Origin of the sequence: Metasolibacillus fluoroglycofenilyticus, from assembly GCF_003049645.1 — a bacterium.
Taxonomy (GTDB): Bacteria; Bacillota; Bacilli; order Bacillales_A; family Planococcaceae; genus Metasolibacillus; species Metasolibacillus fluoroglycofenilyticus.
Genome location: NZ_PYWK01000001.1, coordinates 1,840,640 through 1,856,179, shown reverse-complemented (window position 1 = coordinate 1,856,179; position 15,540 = coordinate 1,840,640). Strand labels below are relative to the sequence as shown.

Annotated in this window: 13 protein-coding genes; 12 read left to right on the top strand and 1 reads right to left on the bottom strand. The window is 39.0% G+C overall.

The genetic code is table 11. The features are described 5' to 3' along the window. The first annotated feature begins 55 nt into the window (after window positions 1-55). From dxs to C9J36_RS08605, 8 genes are all read left to right on the top strand, one after another. Window positions 56-1,957, top strand: a complete 1,902-nt coding sequence (dxs, locus tag C9J36_RS08640) for a 1-deoxy-D-xylulose-5-phosphate synthase (RefSeq protein WP_066162715.1) — start codon at window positions 56-58, stop codon at window positions 1,955-1,957. After that, entirely contained in the window at window positions 1,954-2,778 is an 825-nt protein-coding gene (locus tag C9J36_RS08635; protein WP_066162716.1) for a TlyA family RNA methyltransferase, read from the top strand. Before dxs ends, C9J36_RS08635 begins: the two co-directional genes overlap by 4 nt. A gap of 169 nt (window positions 2,779-2,947) precedes the next feature. Then, window positions 2,948-3,397 (top strand): transcriptional regulator AhrC/ArgR, encoded by a 450-nt coding sequence (gene ahrC / locus C9J36_RS08630; protein ID WP_066162719.1) that lies wholly within the window; start codon window positions 2,948-2,950, stop codon window positions 3,395-3,397. Between the two features lie 13 nt (window positions 3,398-3,410). Continuing rightward, a complete protein-coding gene (gene recN / locus C9J36_RS08625) occupies window positions 3,411-5,102 on the top strand; it encodes a DNA repair protein RecN (protein ID WP_107942833.1) in 1,692 nt (563 codons plus the stop codon). 267 nt (window positions 5,103-5,369) lie between these two features. After that, window positions 5,370-6,296: a SpoIVB peptidase S55 domain-containing protein gene (locus C9J36_RS08620; protein WP_066162724.1), complete on the top strand. Its 927-nt coding sequence runs from the start codon at window positions 5,370-5,372 to the stop codon at window positions 6,294-6,296. A 316-nt stretch (window positions 6,297-6,612) separates the two neighbouring features. Next, window positions 6,613-7,410: a sporulation transcription factor Spo0A gene (spo0A, locus tag C9J36_RS08615; RefSeq protein ID WP_066162726.1), complete on the top strand. Its 798-nt coding sequence runs from the start codon at window positions 6,613-6,615 to the stop codon at window positions 7,408-7,410. A 479-nt stretch (window positions 7,411-7,889) separates the two neighbouring features. Then, window positions 7,890-9,461, top strand: coding sequence for a flagellar assembly protein A (locus C9J36_RS08610; RefSeq protein WP_107942832.1), 1,572 nt, complete (start codon window positions 7,890-7,892; stop codon window positions 9,459-9,461). Further along, window positions 9,462-10,172 (top strand): glycerophosphodiester phosphodiesterase, encoded by a 711-nt coding sequence (locus tag C9J36_RS08605; RefSeq protein WP_066162732.1) that lies wholly within the window; start codon window positions 9,462-9,464, stop codon window positions 10,170-10,172. A gap of 163 nt (window positions 10,173-10,335) precedes the next feature. On the opposite strand, the gene C9J36_RS08600 is transcribed toward C9J36_RS08605, so the two are convergent. Next, window positions 10,336-10,569 carry a DUF2627 domain-containing protein gene (locus C9J36_RS08600; RefSeq protein WP_107942831.1) on the bottom strand — a complete coding sequence of 78 codons (234 nt, stop codon included), beginning with the start codon at window positions 10,567-10,569 and terminating at the stop codon, window positions 10,336-10,338. A gap of 292 nt (window positions 10,570-10,861) precedes the next feature. Between C9J36_RS08600 and C9J36_RS08595 the strand changes: the two genes are divergently transcribed. From C9J36_RS08595 to C9J36_RS08580, 4 genes are all read left to right on the top strand, one after another. Then, window positions 10,862-11,956 (top strand): Glu/Leu/Phe/Val family dehydrogenase, encoded by a 1,095-nt coding sequence (locus C9J36_RS08595; protein WP_066162737.1) that lies wholly within the window; start codon window positions 10,862-10,864, stop codon window positions 11,954-11,956. Between the two features lie 69 nt (window positions 11,957-12,025). Then, window positions 12,026-13,447, top strand: coding sequence for a dihydrolipoyl dehydrogenase (lpdA, locus tag C9J36_RS08590; protein WP_107942830.1), 1,422 nt, complete (start codon window positions 12,026-12,028; stop codon window positions 13,445-13,447). Window positions 13,448-13,553: 106 nt separating this feature from the next. After that, window positions 13,554-14,552, top strand: a complete 999-nt coding sequence (locus tag C9J36_RS08585) for a thiamine pyrophosphate-dependent dehydrogenase E1 component subunit alpha (RefSeq protein ID WP_066164366.1) — start codon at window positions 13,554-13,556, stop codon at window positions 14,550-14,552. Beyond that, the gene (locus tag C9J36_RS08580) at window positions 14,552-15,535 is read left to right on the top strand and encodes an alpha-ketoacid dehydrogenase subunit beta (RefSeq protein WP_066162743.1); all 984 of its coding nucleotides are present in this window, start codon (window positions 14,552-14,554) and stop codon (window positions 15,533-15,535) included. The genes C9J36_RS08585 and C9J36_RS08580 overlap by 1 nt, the downstream gene beginning before the upstream one ends. The last annotated feature ends 5 nt before the right edge of the window (window positions 15,536-15,540 follow it).

Here is a 15,540-nt window from a genome sequence, read left to right as displayed (position 1 = left end):
ATAATAGAGAAATCACAATACGGTGAATATATAAATGTAAAGGTGTGTGAATGAGGTGGATTTAACTAAAATAACTAATCCATCCTTTTTGAAAAAATTAAATCAGCAGCAGCTTGAGGCATTAGCTTCAGATATTCGCTCATTTTTAATAGAAAAATGCTCCGTAACAGGAGGGCATATTGGGCCGAATTTAGGTGTTGTAGAACTAACAATTGCGTTGCATAAAACGTTTAATAGCCCGAAAGATAAATTTTTATGGGATGTGGGGCATCAAGCTTACGTTCATAAAATATTAACAGGACGTGCTGGAGAGTTTGATACATTACGCCAATTTAAAGGTTTATGTGGATTCCCAAAACGTGTTGAAAGCGAACATGATGAGTGGGAAACAGGGCATAGTTCAACATCTTTATCAGCCGCGATGGGTATGGCTGCTGCGCGAGATATTAAAAAGGATAATAACTATGTCATTCCAATTATTGGTGATGGTGCTTTAACAGGTGGTATGGCACTAGAGGCGTTGAATCATATCGGTCATGAAAAAACGAATATGATTGTTATTTTAAATGATAATGAAATGTCGATTGCTCCAAATGTTGGTGCACTGCATAATGTGTTAGGTCGATTACGTACAGCGAAGGAATATTCAAAAGCAAAAGAAGAGCTAGAGACTTTAATGAATAAAATTCCAGTTGTCGGTGGCAAGCTAGCACAAACTGCAGAAAAAGTGAAAGATAGCTTAAAATACTTAGTAGTGTCAGGCGTCTTTTTCGAGGAGCTAGGCTTTAAGTATTTAGGGCCGATTGATGGGCATGATTTTGAGGCACTTGAAAAAACATTAGATTATGCGAAAAAAGTAAATGGCCCTGTATTAGTGCATGTTATTACGAAAAAGGGTAAAGGCTATAAGCCGGCAGAAGATGATACCGTTGGTACATGGCATGGAACAGGTCCATATAAAATGGAAACAGGGGCTTTTGTAAAATCTACTACAACAGGTCCTGCATGGAGTAGCTTAATTGCGGAATCTGTGCGCAAATGTATGAAGGAAGATGAACGTATTGTAACGATTACGCCGGCGATGCCTGTTGGCTCTAAATTAGAAGGTATTCAACGTGATTTCCCGCAACGCTTCTTTGATGTAGGGATTGCTGAACAGCATGCAGCAACGATGGCAGCAGGCCTTGCAACGCAAGAAATGAAGCCGTTTCTAGCTATTTACTCAACGTTTTTACAGCGCGCCTATGACCAAGTGTTGCATGATATTGCAAGACCAAACTTAAATGTCTTTATAGGCATTGACCGTGCTGGTTTAGTTGGAGCAGATGGTGAAACGCATCAAGGTGTCTTTGATATTGCCTTTTTACGTCATATCCCGAACATCGTACTAATGATGCCGAAGGATGAAAATGAAGGGCAACATATGGTAAAAACGGCACTTGAGTATAATGATGGTCCAATTGCGCTACGTTATCCACGTGGCAATGGCATTGGTGTAGTGCTCGATGAGGAAATGGTAGCGATTCCAATTGGCACATGGGAAGTGCTACGCGAAGGAACGGATGCAGCAATTTTAACATTCGGTACAACAATCCCAATGGCGTTTGAAGCGGCAGAGGCGATGCAGCAAAAAGGAATTAGCGTGAAAATTATCAATGCACGTTTTATTAAGCCATTGGATACGGCGATTTTGCATAAGTTAATGCAAGAAAATATGCCAATATTAACAATTGAGGAAGCTGTATTGCAAGGTGGCTTCGGTAGCGCTGTTTTAGAGTTTGCTGCTGAGCATCAGTACAATACATTTATTGACCGCATCGGTATACCTGATGAATTTATTGAGCATGGCAATGTAGATGAATTATTAGCTGAAATACATGTGACAGCAGAGGAAGCGGTTCGTCGTTTGCAAAAGCTTGTTCAATTAAAGCAGCAAGAGGATTTAAAAACGGTATGACGAAGCAACCGAAAGAGCGTGTAGATATTTTATTAGTGGAACGTGGGCTTTGTGAAACACGTGAAAAAGCAAAGCGCTCCATTATGGCAGGACTTGTTTATTCAAACGAGGAACGCATTGATAAAGCAGGAGAAAAAATTGCTACTGATGCGCCGCTACAAGTGAAAGGCTCACAGCTAAAATATGTGAGTAGAGGTGGTTTGAAGCTTGAAAAAGCCCTCGAAATATTTGAAATGTCAGTTGAAGGCAAATTAATGCTGGATATCGGCTCATCCACAGGTGGCTTTACGGACTGTGCGCTGCAAAACGGCGCACGTCATTGCTATGCTCTAGATGTAGGTTCAAACCAATTAGCGTGGAAAATCCGTTCTGATGAGCGTGTAACAGTAATGGAAAAAACCAATTTTCGCTATACAAAGCCGGAAGATTTAACCGAAGGATTACCTGATTTTGCGACAATAGATGTATCCTTTATTTCCTTGTCACTTATTTTGCCTGTACTGAAAACGGTGTTATTACCTGGTGGTGATGTAATGGCATTAGTCAAGCCTCAATTTGAGGCTGGGAAAGAAAATGTCGGCAAAAAGGGCATTGTACGTGATCCGAAAATTCATTTAGAGGTGCTTCAAAACACCGCTATTATGGCAACGGAACTCGGTTTTGTTGTGAAGGATGCGTCCTATTCACCAATAACAGGTGGCGAAGGGAATATTGAATTTTTATTCCATCTCGCTAATCCGAAAGAGGGGGAAACGATTGCTCCATTTGTTCATTTTGAGCAAATTGTGGAGCAAGCGCATCGCGAATTAAAGGTTAAATAAAAGCACCACATTTTCATCTTGCTAATAGGGGTTAAAATTTAAAATAGGTAAAGGTGCCAATATGCTCACGCATAATTGATTTGCCAATGCCTATTTTTCTTGTGCTTTTATGAATGAAATGGTAGTGTTATTAATACAAATACATAATTATTCATAAGAGGTGAGGGAATTGAATAAAGGTCAACGCCATATTCGAATTCGTGACATTATTACAAATAATGAAATAGAAACACAGGATGATTTAGTATTGCATTTGAAAAATGCAGGTTATAATGTCACTCAGGCAACTGTGTCGCGCGATATTAAAGAGCTTCATTTAGTAAAAGTGCCAATGCAAGATGGTCGTTATAAATATAGCCTGCCCGCAGATCAGCGCTTTAATCCAATTCAAAAGCTGCGTCGTGCGTTAGCAGATGCTTTTGTTAGCATTGATGGTGCGTCACATTTTCTAGTTGTTAAAGCATTGCCGGGAAATGCAAATGCAATCGCTTCCTTACTTGATCATTTAGATTGGGATGAGCTATTAGGAACTATTTCGGGTGATGATACAATTTTACTAATTTGTCGCACAGAGGCAGACCGAGAAGTGATTAAAGAACGTTTATTAGACATGCTATAAGAGGTGGGTTTTCTTGTTAAGAGAGCTAAGTATTCGAAACTTTGCGATTATAGATGATTTAACAGTGAGCTTTGCGGATGGGTTAACAGTTTTAACTGGTGAAACGGGTGCAGGAAAGTCCATTATCATTGATGCTGTTCATTTGCTAGCCGGTGGGCGTGGTTCCCATGAATTTATTCGCCACGGTGCTAGAAAAGCGGAGCTAGGTGGCTTATTTCATATCATGGATGACCATCACCCTGTCTTTGCAAAATTAGACGAAGCCGGAATTGAATATGAGGACGGCACAATTATTTTGCGTCGTGATATTAATGATAATGGCAAAAGTGTTTGTCGCATCAATGGCAAGCTTGTACCAACTAACGTGTTACGGGAGATTGGTGGTAGCCTTATTGATATACATGGCCAGCATGAAAATCAAGAATTAATGGATGAAAAGCAGCATATCAACTTACTGGATCATTTCGCATATGAAGAGCTTTCGTCATTTTTAGCGGCATATAATGAGAAATATGAAGCTTACCGTAGCTTAAAGCGTGAAGTGGCTGAGCTTAGTTTAGATGAGCAAAGAATGGCACAGCGCATTGATTTATATCAATTTCAAATGAATGAGCTAGAGGAAGCTGCATTAAAGCTTGGGGAAGAAGATGCGCTAATGGAGGAACGTTTGCGATTAATGAACTTCCATAAAATCTTTGAACGTGCAAGTATTGCCTATGAGGCGATTTCTGGAGAGCAGCATGGCTTAGATTATATAGGGAATGCGATGTCAGCGCTGGAGGATATCGTTTCATTAGATGAGCATTTTAAAGAGGCTACTGAGGCAGTGACAACGAGCTTTTATGCATTGCAGGATGCAAGCTATCAAATTAAAAATGTGCTGGATGAATTGGAATTTGATGCGGGACGTCTAAACGAGGTTGAGCAACGTTTAGCGCAATATCAAACAATGAAGCGCAAATATGGTACAACCGTTGAAGAAATTTTAGCATATTATGATAAAATAGCGGCTGAGCTAATGCAATTGATGAATCGCGATGAAACAATACAAAAAAATGAATTGCGCTTAAGTCAAATGGAGGAAGAACTTACACAGCTAGCCTCCACATTAACTGAAATACGTAAAAAGCAAGCTTTATTACTAAGTGAAGCAATTATGGAACAGTTGCGTGTATTACATATGGAAAAGGCAGAGTTTATTGTCAAATTCGAATCCCTTGAAGGATTTGATGCATATGGTAAGGATTATGTGGCATTTTACATTGCGACAAATGTTGGTGAACCACCTAAATCATTACCGAAAATTGCATCTGGTGGTGAATTGTCACGTATGATGCTTGCATTAAAGACTATTTTCTCCTCAACAAATGGTATTACATCCATTATTTTTGATGAGGTAGATACAGGTGTCAGTGGGCGTGTTGCGCAAGCAATTGCTGAAAAAATCGCAGCGATTTCCATCCATTCACAGGTGCTCTGCATTTCTCATTTACCGCAAGTGGCTGCGATGGCAGATCAGCATTATTTAATTAAAAAGCAAGTAGAGCATGACAGAACATTTACTACGGTTACAGAAATTAAAGAGCGTGCACGCATTGAGGAAGTAAGTCGTATGATGAGCGGTGCAGAAATTACCGATTTAACATTGCAGCATGCTCAAGAGCTTGTAGAAATAGCGGACGCAAGAAAACAGGCAATGCAATAACAAGTGAATTGTTTGAATAGAGGTTGTTTGAAAGCAGGCTAGCGCATTTGCTTTCAGACAACCTTCTCCTTTTTATCCAAGTATTAGCTGGATAAATAAAGCAGAATTTTTATTATTCTTTAGCCCGATTTTATATAAAAGGCACAGTCAGAGGCATAGATAAGAGGCGCAATTTTTTTATCACCTAAACGACAAATATTTACCGTTCATAACTAATTAAAAGTCCGCACATAGTATCGGTAAGATAAGAAAGGAGGTGACATAAAAATGTGCCATTTGCGTAATCTTTTGTTAGTTGTTTTTTTTATTTTAATACCTATACAAGTATCAGCAAAAGAGCTAATACCTATGGGGCAATCAATTGGTATTCAGTTAAAATTACCATTTGTTTATGTATCACATGATATACTTTTACCAAATGGCGAATGGCTTAAACAAGGTGATAAGGTGCTCGCGATTGATGGAAAAGAAATCAATCAGCTTGGTCAACTTACTGAGGTTAAGGAGCAAGCAGAGCTACGTATCGAACGTGCCAATAAAGAAAAAGTTTTACAATTATCAAGTGAAGAAATAAACAATATGATGCCCTTTTTAAAAGATGAAACAGATGGCATTGGAACACTCACATTTCTTGATCCTACAACGAATGAATACGGAGCACTTGGACATCAAATTGTAGATAGTGCTCTTACAATGCCACCTCCATTTACTACTGGTGCCATTTTTTTAGCCTCCATTACCCAAGTGAAAAAAAGTGAGCCTGGTCAACCTGGCTATAAAATTTCCATTGTCAACAAAGAACAGAAGCGTTTAGGAAATGTTTTATTTAACAATGTCTACGGTGTATTTGGTGAATGGGAGCAAGGTTTACAAAAAAGTTTGCGACAACCGATTGAAATTATGCATGAATCGGAAATAAAACGTGGTGAGGCACAATTGTTAACAGCAATTGAGGGAGAAAAAGTTGAAGCTTTTACCATTACAATTGATAAAATTGATGGAGCGAATATTGTGTTTCGTGTGACAGATCCTAAATTGCTTCGCAAAACAGGTGGTATTTTGCAAGGTATGAGCGGCAGTCCAATTATTCAAAATGACCGTTTTGTAGGAGCGGTAACGCATATGTTTGTCGAACATCCTGCAAAAGGAGCAGCTTTGTCGATTGGTGAAATGCTAAAAAAATCTCCGAAATAAGGACTAAAAGACTATACCTATGCTTCAGGTATAGTCTTTTACGAATATTTCGGTTAAAATAGAAAAAGATGGCTAGAATAATTTGTGGAAAAAAGTAGCTTTTTGTCAATGCATAAGGAATATCTATAACCTCATACTTATTTTTAATACATAATAAAGGATTTTAATTAGTTATGTCGAAAACTCAAAAGCGGTGCTCCATAATCCAATCAACATGATAGTAGCAACTTTCGAGTAGAAATTAGCGAATTGATCATCTATGGGGTGAAATTATAGGGGAAACTGTGGAAATAAATTATTTAAGGGGGCTTTATGGATGTCAAAAGTAAAAATAGCAATTGCAGATGACAATCGAGATTTGTTGAAAGCGATGGAAACATATTTCACAAATCATCCTAATATCGAATTAATTGCGACTGCACAAAATGGTAAAGTATGTATTAAAATGCTAGAAGAGGAGCAACCAGATGTATTGCTGCTCGATATAATTATGCCTCATCTTGATGGCTTAGCTGTGCTAGAAACACTGTATAATGATGAGCGTTTAGCTGATATGCAAGTAATTATGCTGACTGCCTTTGGGCAAGAAGATGTGATGAAGCAAGCTGTTAATTATGGTGCTTCCTACTTTATGCTAAAGCCTTTTGAATTTGAGCAACTAGAACAAAAAATCCTGCAATGCGCGAAGCACATACCTGAGCCGACAAAGCAGCAACGCACAAGTGTATTACAGCCTAAAGAGGCAAAAAAAGTAGACCAGCGTCAGCTTGATACGACAATTACTGCAATTATTAAGGAAATTGGTGTACCTGCACATATTAAAGGCTATGTATATTTACGTGAAGCCATTCAAATGGTTTATTACGATATTGAGCTCCTAAGCTCTGTAACTAAAATTTTGTATCCAGATATCGCACAAAAATTCAATACAACGCCTTCGCGCGTAGAGCGTGCCATTCGCCATGCGATTGAAGTGGCGTGGAACAGAGGCAATTACGAATCGATTTCCGAAATGTTTGGCTACACGGTTCACCATTTAAAATCAAAGCCAACAAACTCGGAATTTATTGCAATGATTGCTGATAAAATTCGCATTGAAATTGTGGCGAGTTAAAAGTAGCGTACTAATTCTAGATCAATAAATAGTAAGTCATTAACAAAACAATAGTCGAGCATTTCAAATTAATTTTAAAATAGGTGTGGAAAAGTTTTATCTTTTCTCGCACCTTTTTTGCACTTTATTTTAACTTCTTATCTGAATATGCAAGTGGGAAAATTACTGGGGTCATGCTCGCGAAAAAGATGCTATTCTTTATGAAATTAGAATATTTCATAAAATTGCTTTTTAATATCGGATTATTTTAATAAAAGGCTAAATGTGTACTAAAGATAGAATAAAACAGTTCTAAAGACCTAACCTATTTTTTGTATTAATTTAGAGTAATTTGAGTATTTTATTTGTTTATTTTGTAGTGAAAAGCGAATAAATGCAATAAAATTAACAAAATTCTACTGAATTGAGCATTTTGGAAAACAAACTAAACAAATGCCTGTTTATTGTATATACTAAATAAGAGGGAAAGGGGGAATTTTGTGACTATTTTTACGAATGACTTTTTTGAAATGACAGAGCAAAATGGCAAGGTATTTATTCGAACGATAAAATCTGGTTTTCCTTTAAAGGACTTTGATACTATTCTAAGATCGCTACCACGTGTCAAGCTTACTAATTTTGCTGTATTGAAAAATGTATTAAGCACAGAAAATAATAATGCTATTGAAATTGGCATATGGTTACCTAGCATTGAAATTGAGGTTGCACGTGACAACATGTCTGCCTCGCTTTTTATTTATGAGACAGTGGATACGCTACGTCAAAATAGGGAACAGTTTGTAGCAGAAATTGAAAGACTTTTACAGGAAAAAAGGATTATTCATGGTATTCAACCGATTCTAATAGATGAAATAGTTCCAGCAAAAGCATATTTAATTGCACAAGGTACACCAGCAATTAAAGGTGAGGATGCGAAAACTACATATTTAGAAATACCTGAGCGCAAACCAGTTATTCGAGAAGATGGAAAAGCTGATTACTATGAAATGAACTTTATTTTTGAAATACATGAGGATAGCTGGTTAGGTGAAAAGATACCAGCACAGCCGGGGATTGACGGAAAAACAATTTATGGCGAAGTAATAGCAGCAGCACCTGGGAAAGATGCCTCTTTGCGCTATGACCGCAAAGCCGCATATGAGGTGGAAGAGGACGGAAAAACAGTTCTGCGCTCTAAATATGCAGGGGCACTCGGTCAGGTGCAAGGTCAGCTAACGATTAATCACCATTTATCAGTTAATAATGATGTTGGTGTTGAAACAGGCAATATAGACTTCCAAGGCTCCTTAACAATTCGGGGGACGGTGCAAAGCGGCTTTTCCGTTATAGCGAAAGGTGATATTTCGATTGAGTCATCGGAAGGTCTATCTGGTGCAAAGCTGATTCGTTCATTAGAGGGTGATATATATATTCGCGGTGGTGTTTTTGGCTTGGGAGAAACAGAAATAGAGGCAGCGGGAAATATATATATTAAGCATGTGAACGAAGCGAATTTAAGGGCAAATGGTGATATTCATATTGGATTTTATGCACTAGGCTCAAATTTAACTGCAAATTCAATTTTATTAGATGAGCGTAAGGGAAAAATTATAGGTGGCACAGCGATAGCGAAAGATGTTATTATATCCGCTATTTCTGGCAATCACTTGGAGCGCCGCACAGAACTCATTATTAATACATTTAATAAAAAAGAGCTACAAGCGATAATTCAGGAAAAAGCGAAGTTATTAAAAAATGAGCAAGATGAAATAGTGAAGTATGAAACGCAATTACAAAGAATTTTATCAACGCAAAGTACATTAAACAGTCAGCAAGCCGCTGTTGTAGAGCAAGTTAAACAGAAAATTGCGGCATTAAAGAAATATGTATCTAACTTAGATTATGAAATAAAGGTCAATATTAATAATTTACACAATGCTGGAAAAGAAGAAATTAAAATTACGAAAGAAGCATACCCGGGTACCTATATTCAAATTGGTAAAAAATCTTCACTTTTAACAAAAATGACGAATGGTACATTTTTATTGGAATCAGGGGAGTTGAACGTATAGATGGGCATGCCAATCTACGCGCATAGAGGGGCTTCTGCGTATGAGCTTGAGAATACGATGGAGGCATTCCGAAAAGCGTTAAAGCTTGGGGCGAATGGGATTGAATTGGATGTGCAATGCTCAAAAGATGGGCAATTAATAGTTTTTCACGATAATAATATAAAGCGTTTAACAGGTATTAATCGTCTTGTGCAGGACTGTACCCTAGCAGAATTACAAAATTACCGCTTAGGTAAGCGTTTTTCACGTATTTTTTCAGCGAAACGAATGCCATTATTACAAGATGTTATTAAATGGGCACTTATTGAAAGAGTTGCCCTTAATATTGAGCTTAAAGAGTCGTTAACGAGTAATTATGATGCGCTAATTGCCTTGCTAAAAACAATTGAACTTCCTAAAAATAGTCATTTTTCATCGTTTCATGAGCAGTTACTTATTATGGTGAAAAAATATCGACCTGATATTGAAACGGCACTTTTAGTAACGAAAAAATTCGATTGGGGAAAGCTAGATAGCTTACCGCATATTGATGCCATTCATGCCCATAAAAAGTATTATAGGCGAAGTTATTTAAAAGCATGTGAATATGCAGGCAAAAGTATGCGCTTTTATAGTATAACGGGCAAGGAATCTTTTATCACGCAGCCACACCCTGTCGTTGTAGGTTGGATTACGGATTATCCGGATATTGTAAGTGAAAAAGGGGGTTAAATAAGGTGTGAAAAAGCAAATAAAAACTCGCTTTCTCACACCTTTTAAGGATTGCTAGGTATTGTACCTATGAATAGTCTAGAAAAAACCACTATTGATATATAGAATTTAGGGCTAGTTAAAAAGAATTTTTAGCTAGCCCTAAATTTATGAAAGTTCCATTTTACTTTTGCCAGCGCTCAGATACTTTTCCTTTTTTACGGTCACGGTGTAGTAAGAAGCCTGCAAAAAAGCCGAAGCCTATTAAAAATAAAGCAATGCCAATAACAAATTGAAGCCAAATCCAAGGAATTGGAGATATTAACACACCAAATAATGTATCGCGCATCAATTTTATTCCAGCAGCTGCCATTAATCCAGGAATTAGTAGCACAATAAATGCAGCCATTCGAGCCATTTTCCTACCTCCCAACTCTATCCTTCTAATTGTACAACCACCTATGAGATTGTCAAGAAAACAGGCGGAATTGTACTGTTTTCGCCATGTTCTAGCACTATTAGAATAGTTAGAAAATTCTTAATTATTATGGATTGCATAATAATTGTTGCTTAAAAGTGAATTTGAACGTATTGTAAAAATAAGCAGTGAAAATAAATGTATTTTTCATGGCGAATTTGTGAACTAATTAGAAAAAAATACATTATACGAGAAAGTAAACGCTTTCTTTTAGTTGAAAGGGGAATATGCAATGGAAATCTTTAAGTACATGGAAAAGTATGATTATGAACAACTCGTTTTTTGTCAAGACAAGGAGTCGGGCTTAAAGGCAATTATTGCAATCCATGATACGACGTTAGGACCAGCACTCGGTGGATCACGTATGTGGACGTATGCATCTGAAGAGGATGCAATTGAGGATGCGCTGCGACTAGCGCGTGGTATGACTTACAAAAATGCAGCAGCAGGCTTAAATTTAGGTGGAGGAAAAACGGTTATTATCGGCGACCCATTTAAAGATAAAAATGAGGAGATGTTCCGTGCATTAGGTCGCTTTATCCAAGGCTTAAACGGTCGTTATATTACAGCGGAAGATGTTGGGACGACAGTAACTGACATGGATTTAATTCATGAAGAAACAAATTATGTAACAGGTATTTCACCTGCATTTGGTTCATCAGGTAACCCATCTCCTGTCACTGCATATGGCGTCTACTTAGGGATTAAAGCAGCCGCGAAGGAAGCGTTTGGGGTTGATGCGCTTGAAGGGCGTACAATTGCGGTACAAGGGTTAGGAAACGTGGCGTACAAACTATGTGAGTATTTACATAAAGATGGCGCAAAATTAGTTGTTACAGATATTAATAAAGCTGCTGTTGAGCGCGTTGTAGAAGCGTTCGGTGCAACCGCAGTTGACCCAGCAGATATTTATAAACAAGATGTAGATATTTTCTCACCATGTGCATTAGGTGCTATTATTAATGATGAAACGATTCCACAACTAAAAGCAAAAGTGATTGCTGGCTCAGCGAACAATCAGCTTCAAGAGTCACGACATGGTCAAATTTTACATGAAAAAGGCATTATTTACGCACCTGATTATGTAATCAATGCTGGCGGGGTAATCAACGTAGCGGATGAACTGTACGGCTATAACCGTGAGCGTGCAATGAAGCGTGTGGAAACAATTTATGATAGCATTTCAAAAATATTAACAATTTCAAAAGAACAAGATGTACCGACATACCTAGCTGCTAATAAACTTGCAGAAGATCGTATTGCGCGTGTTGCGAAATCTCGTAGTCAGTTTTTACGCAATGAAAAAAACATTTTAAATGGTCGTTAAGCATTAAAGGCGAAAAAAGGAGGTAAAGACAATCTTTGCTTCCTTTTTTGTAAAAAGGGGGATGTTTTCATGGCACAGGAGTATGATGTTGTCATTTTAGGTGGAGGAACTGGTGGCTATGTTGCTGCGATTCGTGCAGCACAGCTCGGTTTAAAAACAGCGATTGTTGAGCAGGCAAAGCTGGGTGGTACGTGCCTACATAAAGGCTGTATCCCAAGTAAGGCATTATTAAGAAGCGCTGAAGTTTATCGTACGGCAAAGGATAGCGAATCCTTTGGTATCGAGGTTGAGGGCGTAAAGCTACAATTTGATAAAGTACAAAATCGAAAAAATACGATTATTAAAACATTGCAATCGGGTATTGAAGGCTTAATGAAAAAAGGAAAAATAGATGTTTATTATGGCACAGGTCGCATATTAGGCCCTTCTATATTTTCTCCGATGCCTGGAACGATTTCTGTTGAGCTAGCTGACGGTGGCGAAAACGAAATGCTCGTACCAACAAATGTGATTATCGCAACCGGCTCAAAGCCAGCAATGTTGGAAGGGATTCCTGTTGACGGAGAGCGTATATTAAATTCTGACCATGCGCTAGAGCTTGAGGCACTGCCTTCTTCTATATTAATTGTCGGTGGTGGCGTAATAGGTATCGAATGGGCATCAATGCTTTGTGATTTCGGTGTCGATGTAACTGTTTTAGAGTACGGGGAACGAATTTTACCAACAGAGGATGCTGATATAGCCAAAGAAATGACGAAGGCGCTGACAAAGCGAGGCGTTCAAATCGTTGTCAATGCCCGCATGCAGACAGATACATTATCGGTAGGTGAGCAAGTGTCAATTGCAGCAACTTCAGGTGATAAGACAGAGACGTACAGCGCTGAAAAAATGCTAGTAAGTGTAGGGCGTACAGCGAATAGTGAAGGAATTGGCTTAGAAAACACAGAAATCGTAACAGAGCGCTCTTATATACAAGTAAATGACAACTACCAAACGAAGGAAAGTCATATTTATGCAATTGGCGATGTGATTGGTGGAATGCAGCTTGCACATGTTGCATCACACGAAGGCATCATTGCGGTAGAGCATATTGCAAGACATAAGACGACTGCAATCCATTATCCAAATGTTGCGCGTTGCATTTACTCTTACCCTGAAGCGTCAAGTGTTGGTTTAACAGAGGCACAGGCGAAGGAGCAGGGCTTTGAAGTAAAAGTGGCAAAATTCCCATTCAAAGCAATTGGCAAAGCACTTGTGCACGGGGATGCTGAAGGCTTTGTAAAAATGATTGCGGATAGCAAAACAAATGATTTATTAGGTGTCCATATGATTGGTCCACATGTGACGGATATGATTTCAGAATCTGCGCTTGCTTTATTGCTTGATGCAAGCCCTTGGGAAATCTCACAAACGATTCATCCGCATCCATCATTAAGTGAAATTATCGGTGAAGCTGCATTAGCAGTGGAAGGGAAAGCCATTCATTTCTAAACTAGCATGTATGCAAAAATCATAGGATATAATAATGCTATAAATCGTAATGCTTTTTTAGTTGCAAAAGCATATTGAAAATGAAGCGACGAAAGGGGATGTTCGTATGTTAAAACACGAAGACCTTGGATTAACAAATGAAGATGTACTTAAAATGTACGAAACAATGCTTTTGGCAAGACGTATTGATGAGCGTATGTGGCTATTAAACCGCGCAGGGAAAATACCTTTTGTTATTTCCTGTCAAGGACAAGAGGCAGCTCAAGTTGGAGCAGCATTTGCTTTAGATAATACAAAAGATTATATTGCGCCGTATTATCGTGATATGGGCGTTGTATTACATTTTGGAATGACGGCAAAGGATTTAATGCTATCAGCATTTGCTAAGGCGGAAGACCCAAACTCTGGCGGTCGCCAAATGCCGGGGCATTTCGGCCAAAAGAAAAATCGTATTTTAACAGGTTCTTCCCCTGTAACGACACAGGTGCCGCACGCGGTAGGTGTAGCGCTTGCAGGGAAAATTCAAGAGAAAGACTTCATCACATTCGTTACGCTAGGAGAAGGCTCATCCAACCAGGGTGACTTCCATGAAGGAGCTAACTTTGCAGGCGTGCATAAGCTACCAGTTATTATTATGGTAGAAAATAACCAATATGCGATTTCAGTACCTGTTGAGCGCCAACTTGGCTGTGCCAAAGTGTCTGATCGCGGTATCGGCTATGGTATGCCGGGTGTTACAGTTGACGGAAAAAATCCGCTTGAAGTTTATAAAGTTATTAAAGAGGCGGCAGACCGTGCAAGACGTGGGGAAGGTCCAAGCTTAATTGAAGCGGTGACATATCGCTTAACAGCACACTCCTCGGATGATGATGACCGCCAATATCGAACGGCAGAAGATATTGCAGAAGGCAAGGCAAACGACCCGTTACTACTATTTGAAAACTATTTACTTGAAATGGGTGTGGCGACAACTGAAACATTTGAGGAATTAAACGCCAAAGTAGCGGTAATTGTGAATGAAGCAACAGATTACGCGGAGGCGGCACCGTATGCGAAGCCAGAGCACGCATTGAAATATGTTTATGCTGAGGAGGGTGGCGAATAATGGCTGTTATTTCTTATATTGATGCAATCAATTTAGCAATGAAGGAAGAAATGGAACGCGATGAGCGTGTTTTCGTTCTAGGGGAAGACGTTGGACGAAAGGGTGGCGTATTTAAAGCAACAACAGGGCTTTACAATCAATTTGGGGAGTACCGTGTTTTAGATACACCTTTAGCAGAAAGTGCCATTGCTGGTGTAGCAATTGGAGCAGCAATGTATGGGATGCGTCCAATCGCAGAAATGCAATTTGCTGATTTCATTATGCCTGCTGTGAACCAAATTGTTTCCGAGGCAGCCAAAATTCGTTATCGCTCAAACAACGATTGGTCATGCCCACTCGTTGTGCGTGCACCATTTGGTGGCGGCATACACGGAGCACTTTATCATTCTCAGTCGGTAGAAGCGATGTTCGCCAATACACCAGGCTTAAAAATCGTTATCCCATCTACACCTTACGATGCGAAAGGTTTATTAAAGGCTGCGATTCGTGATGAGGATCCTGTGCTATTTTTCGAGCATAAGCGTGCTTATCGTTTAATTAAAGGGGAAGTGCCGACAGATGATTATACATTACCTATCGGAAAAGCTGATGTGAAGCGCGAAGGTGATGACATCACAGTAATCACTTACGGCTTAGCTGTTCATTTTGCATTGCAGGCGGCAGAGCGCTTGGCAGCAGACGGTATCGAAGCGCATATTTTAGATTTGCGCACGGTCTATCCATTAGACAAGGAAGCGATTATTGAAGCGGCAAGTAAAACAGGTAAAGTATTGCTTGTAACAGAAGATAATATGGAAGGCAGCATTATGAGTGAGGTATCAGCAATTATTGCGGAGCATTGCTTATTTGAGCTAGACGCACCGATTAAGCGCCTTGCGGGACCAGACGTTCCTGCAATGCCTTACGCGCCGACAATGGAGAAGTTTTTCATGATTAATCCTGATAAAGTTGAGCAAGCAATGCGCGAGCTTGCTGCATTTTAAGGAGG

What these genes read in the sequence shown, in the direction of transcription:
- C9J36_RS08580 (WP_066162743.1), top strand. Translation starts at nt 14,552, where the DNA reads ATGGCTGTTATTTCTTATATTGATGCAATCAATTTAGCAATGAAGGAA.
- C9J36_RS08600 (WP_107942831.1), bottom strand. Translation starts at nt 10,569, where the DNA reads ATGGCTCGAATGGCTGCATTTATTGTGCTACTAATTCCTGGATTAATG.
- C9J36_RS08595 (WP_066162737.1), top strand. Translation starts at nt 10,862, where the DNA reads ATGGAAATCTTTAAGTACATGGAAAAGTATGATTATGAACAACTCGTT.
- C9J36_RS08585 (WP_066164366.1), top strand. Translation starts at nt 13,554, where the DNA reads ATGTTAAAACACGAAGACCTTGGATTAACAAATGAAGATGTACTTAAA.
- C9J36_RS08635 (WP_066162716.1), top strand. Translation starts at nt 1,954, where the DNA reads ATGACGAAGCAACCGAAAGAGCGTGTAGATATTTTATTAGTGGAACGT.
- C9J36_RS08605 (WP_066162732.1), top strand. Translation starts at nt 9,462, where the DNA reads ATGGGCATGCCAATCTACGCGCATAGAGGGGCTTCTGCGTATGAGCTT.
- spo0A (WP_066162726.1), top strand. Translation starts at nt 6,613, where the DNA reads ATGTCAAAAGTAAAAATAGCAATTGCAGATGACAATCGAGATTTGTTG.
- lpdA (WP_107942830.1), top strand. Translation starts at nt 12,026, where the DNA reads ATGGCACAGGAGTATGATGTTGTCATTTTAGGTGGAGGAACTGGTGGC.
- C9J36_RS08620 (WP_066162724.1), top strand. Translation starts at nt 5,370, where the DNA reads ATGTGCCATTTGCGTAATCTTTTGTTAGTTGTTTTTTTTATTTTAATA.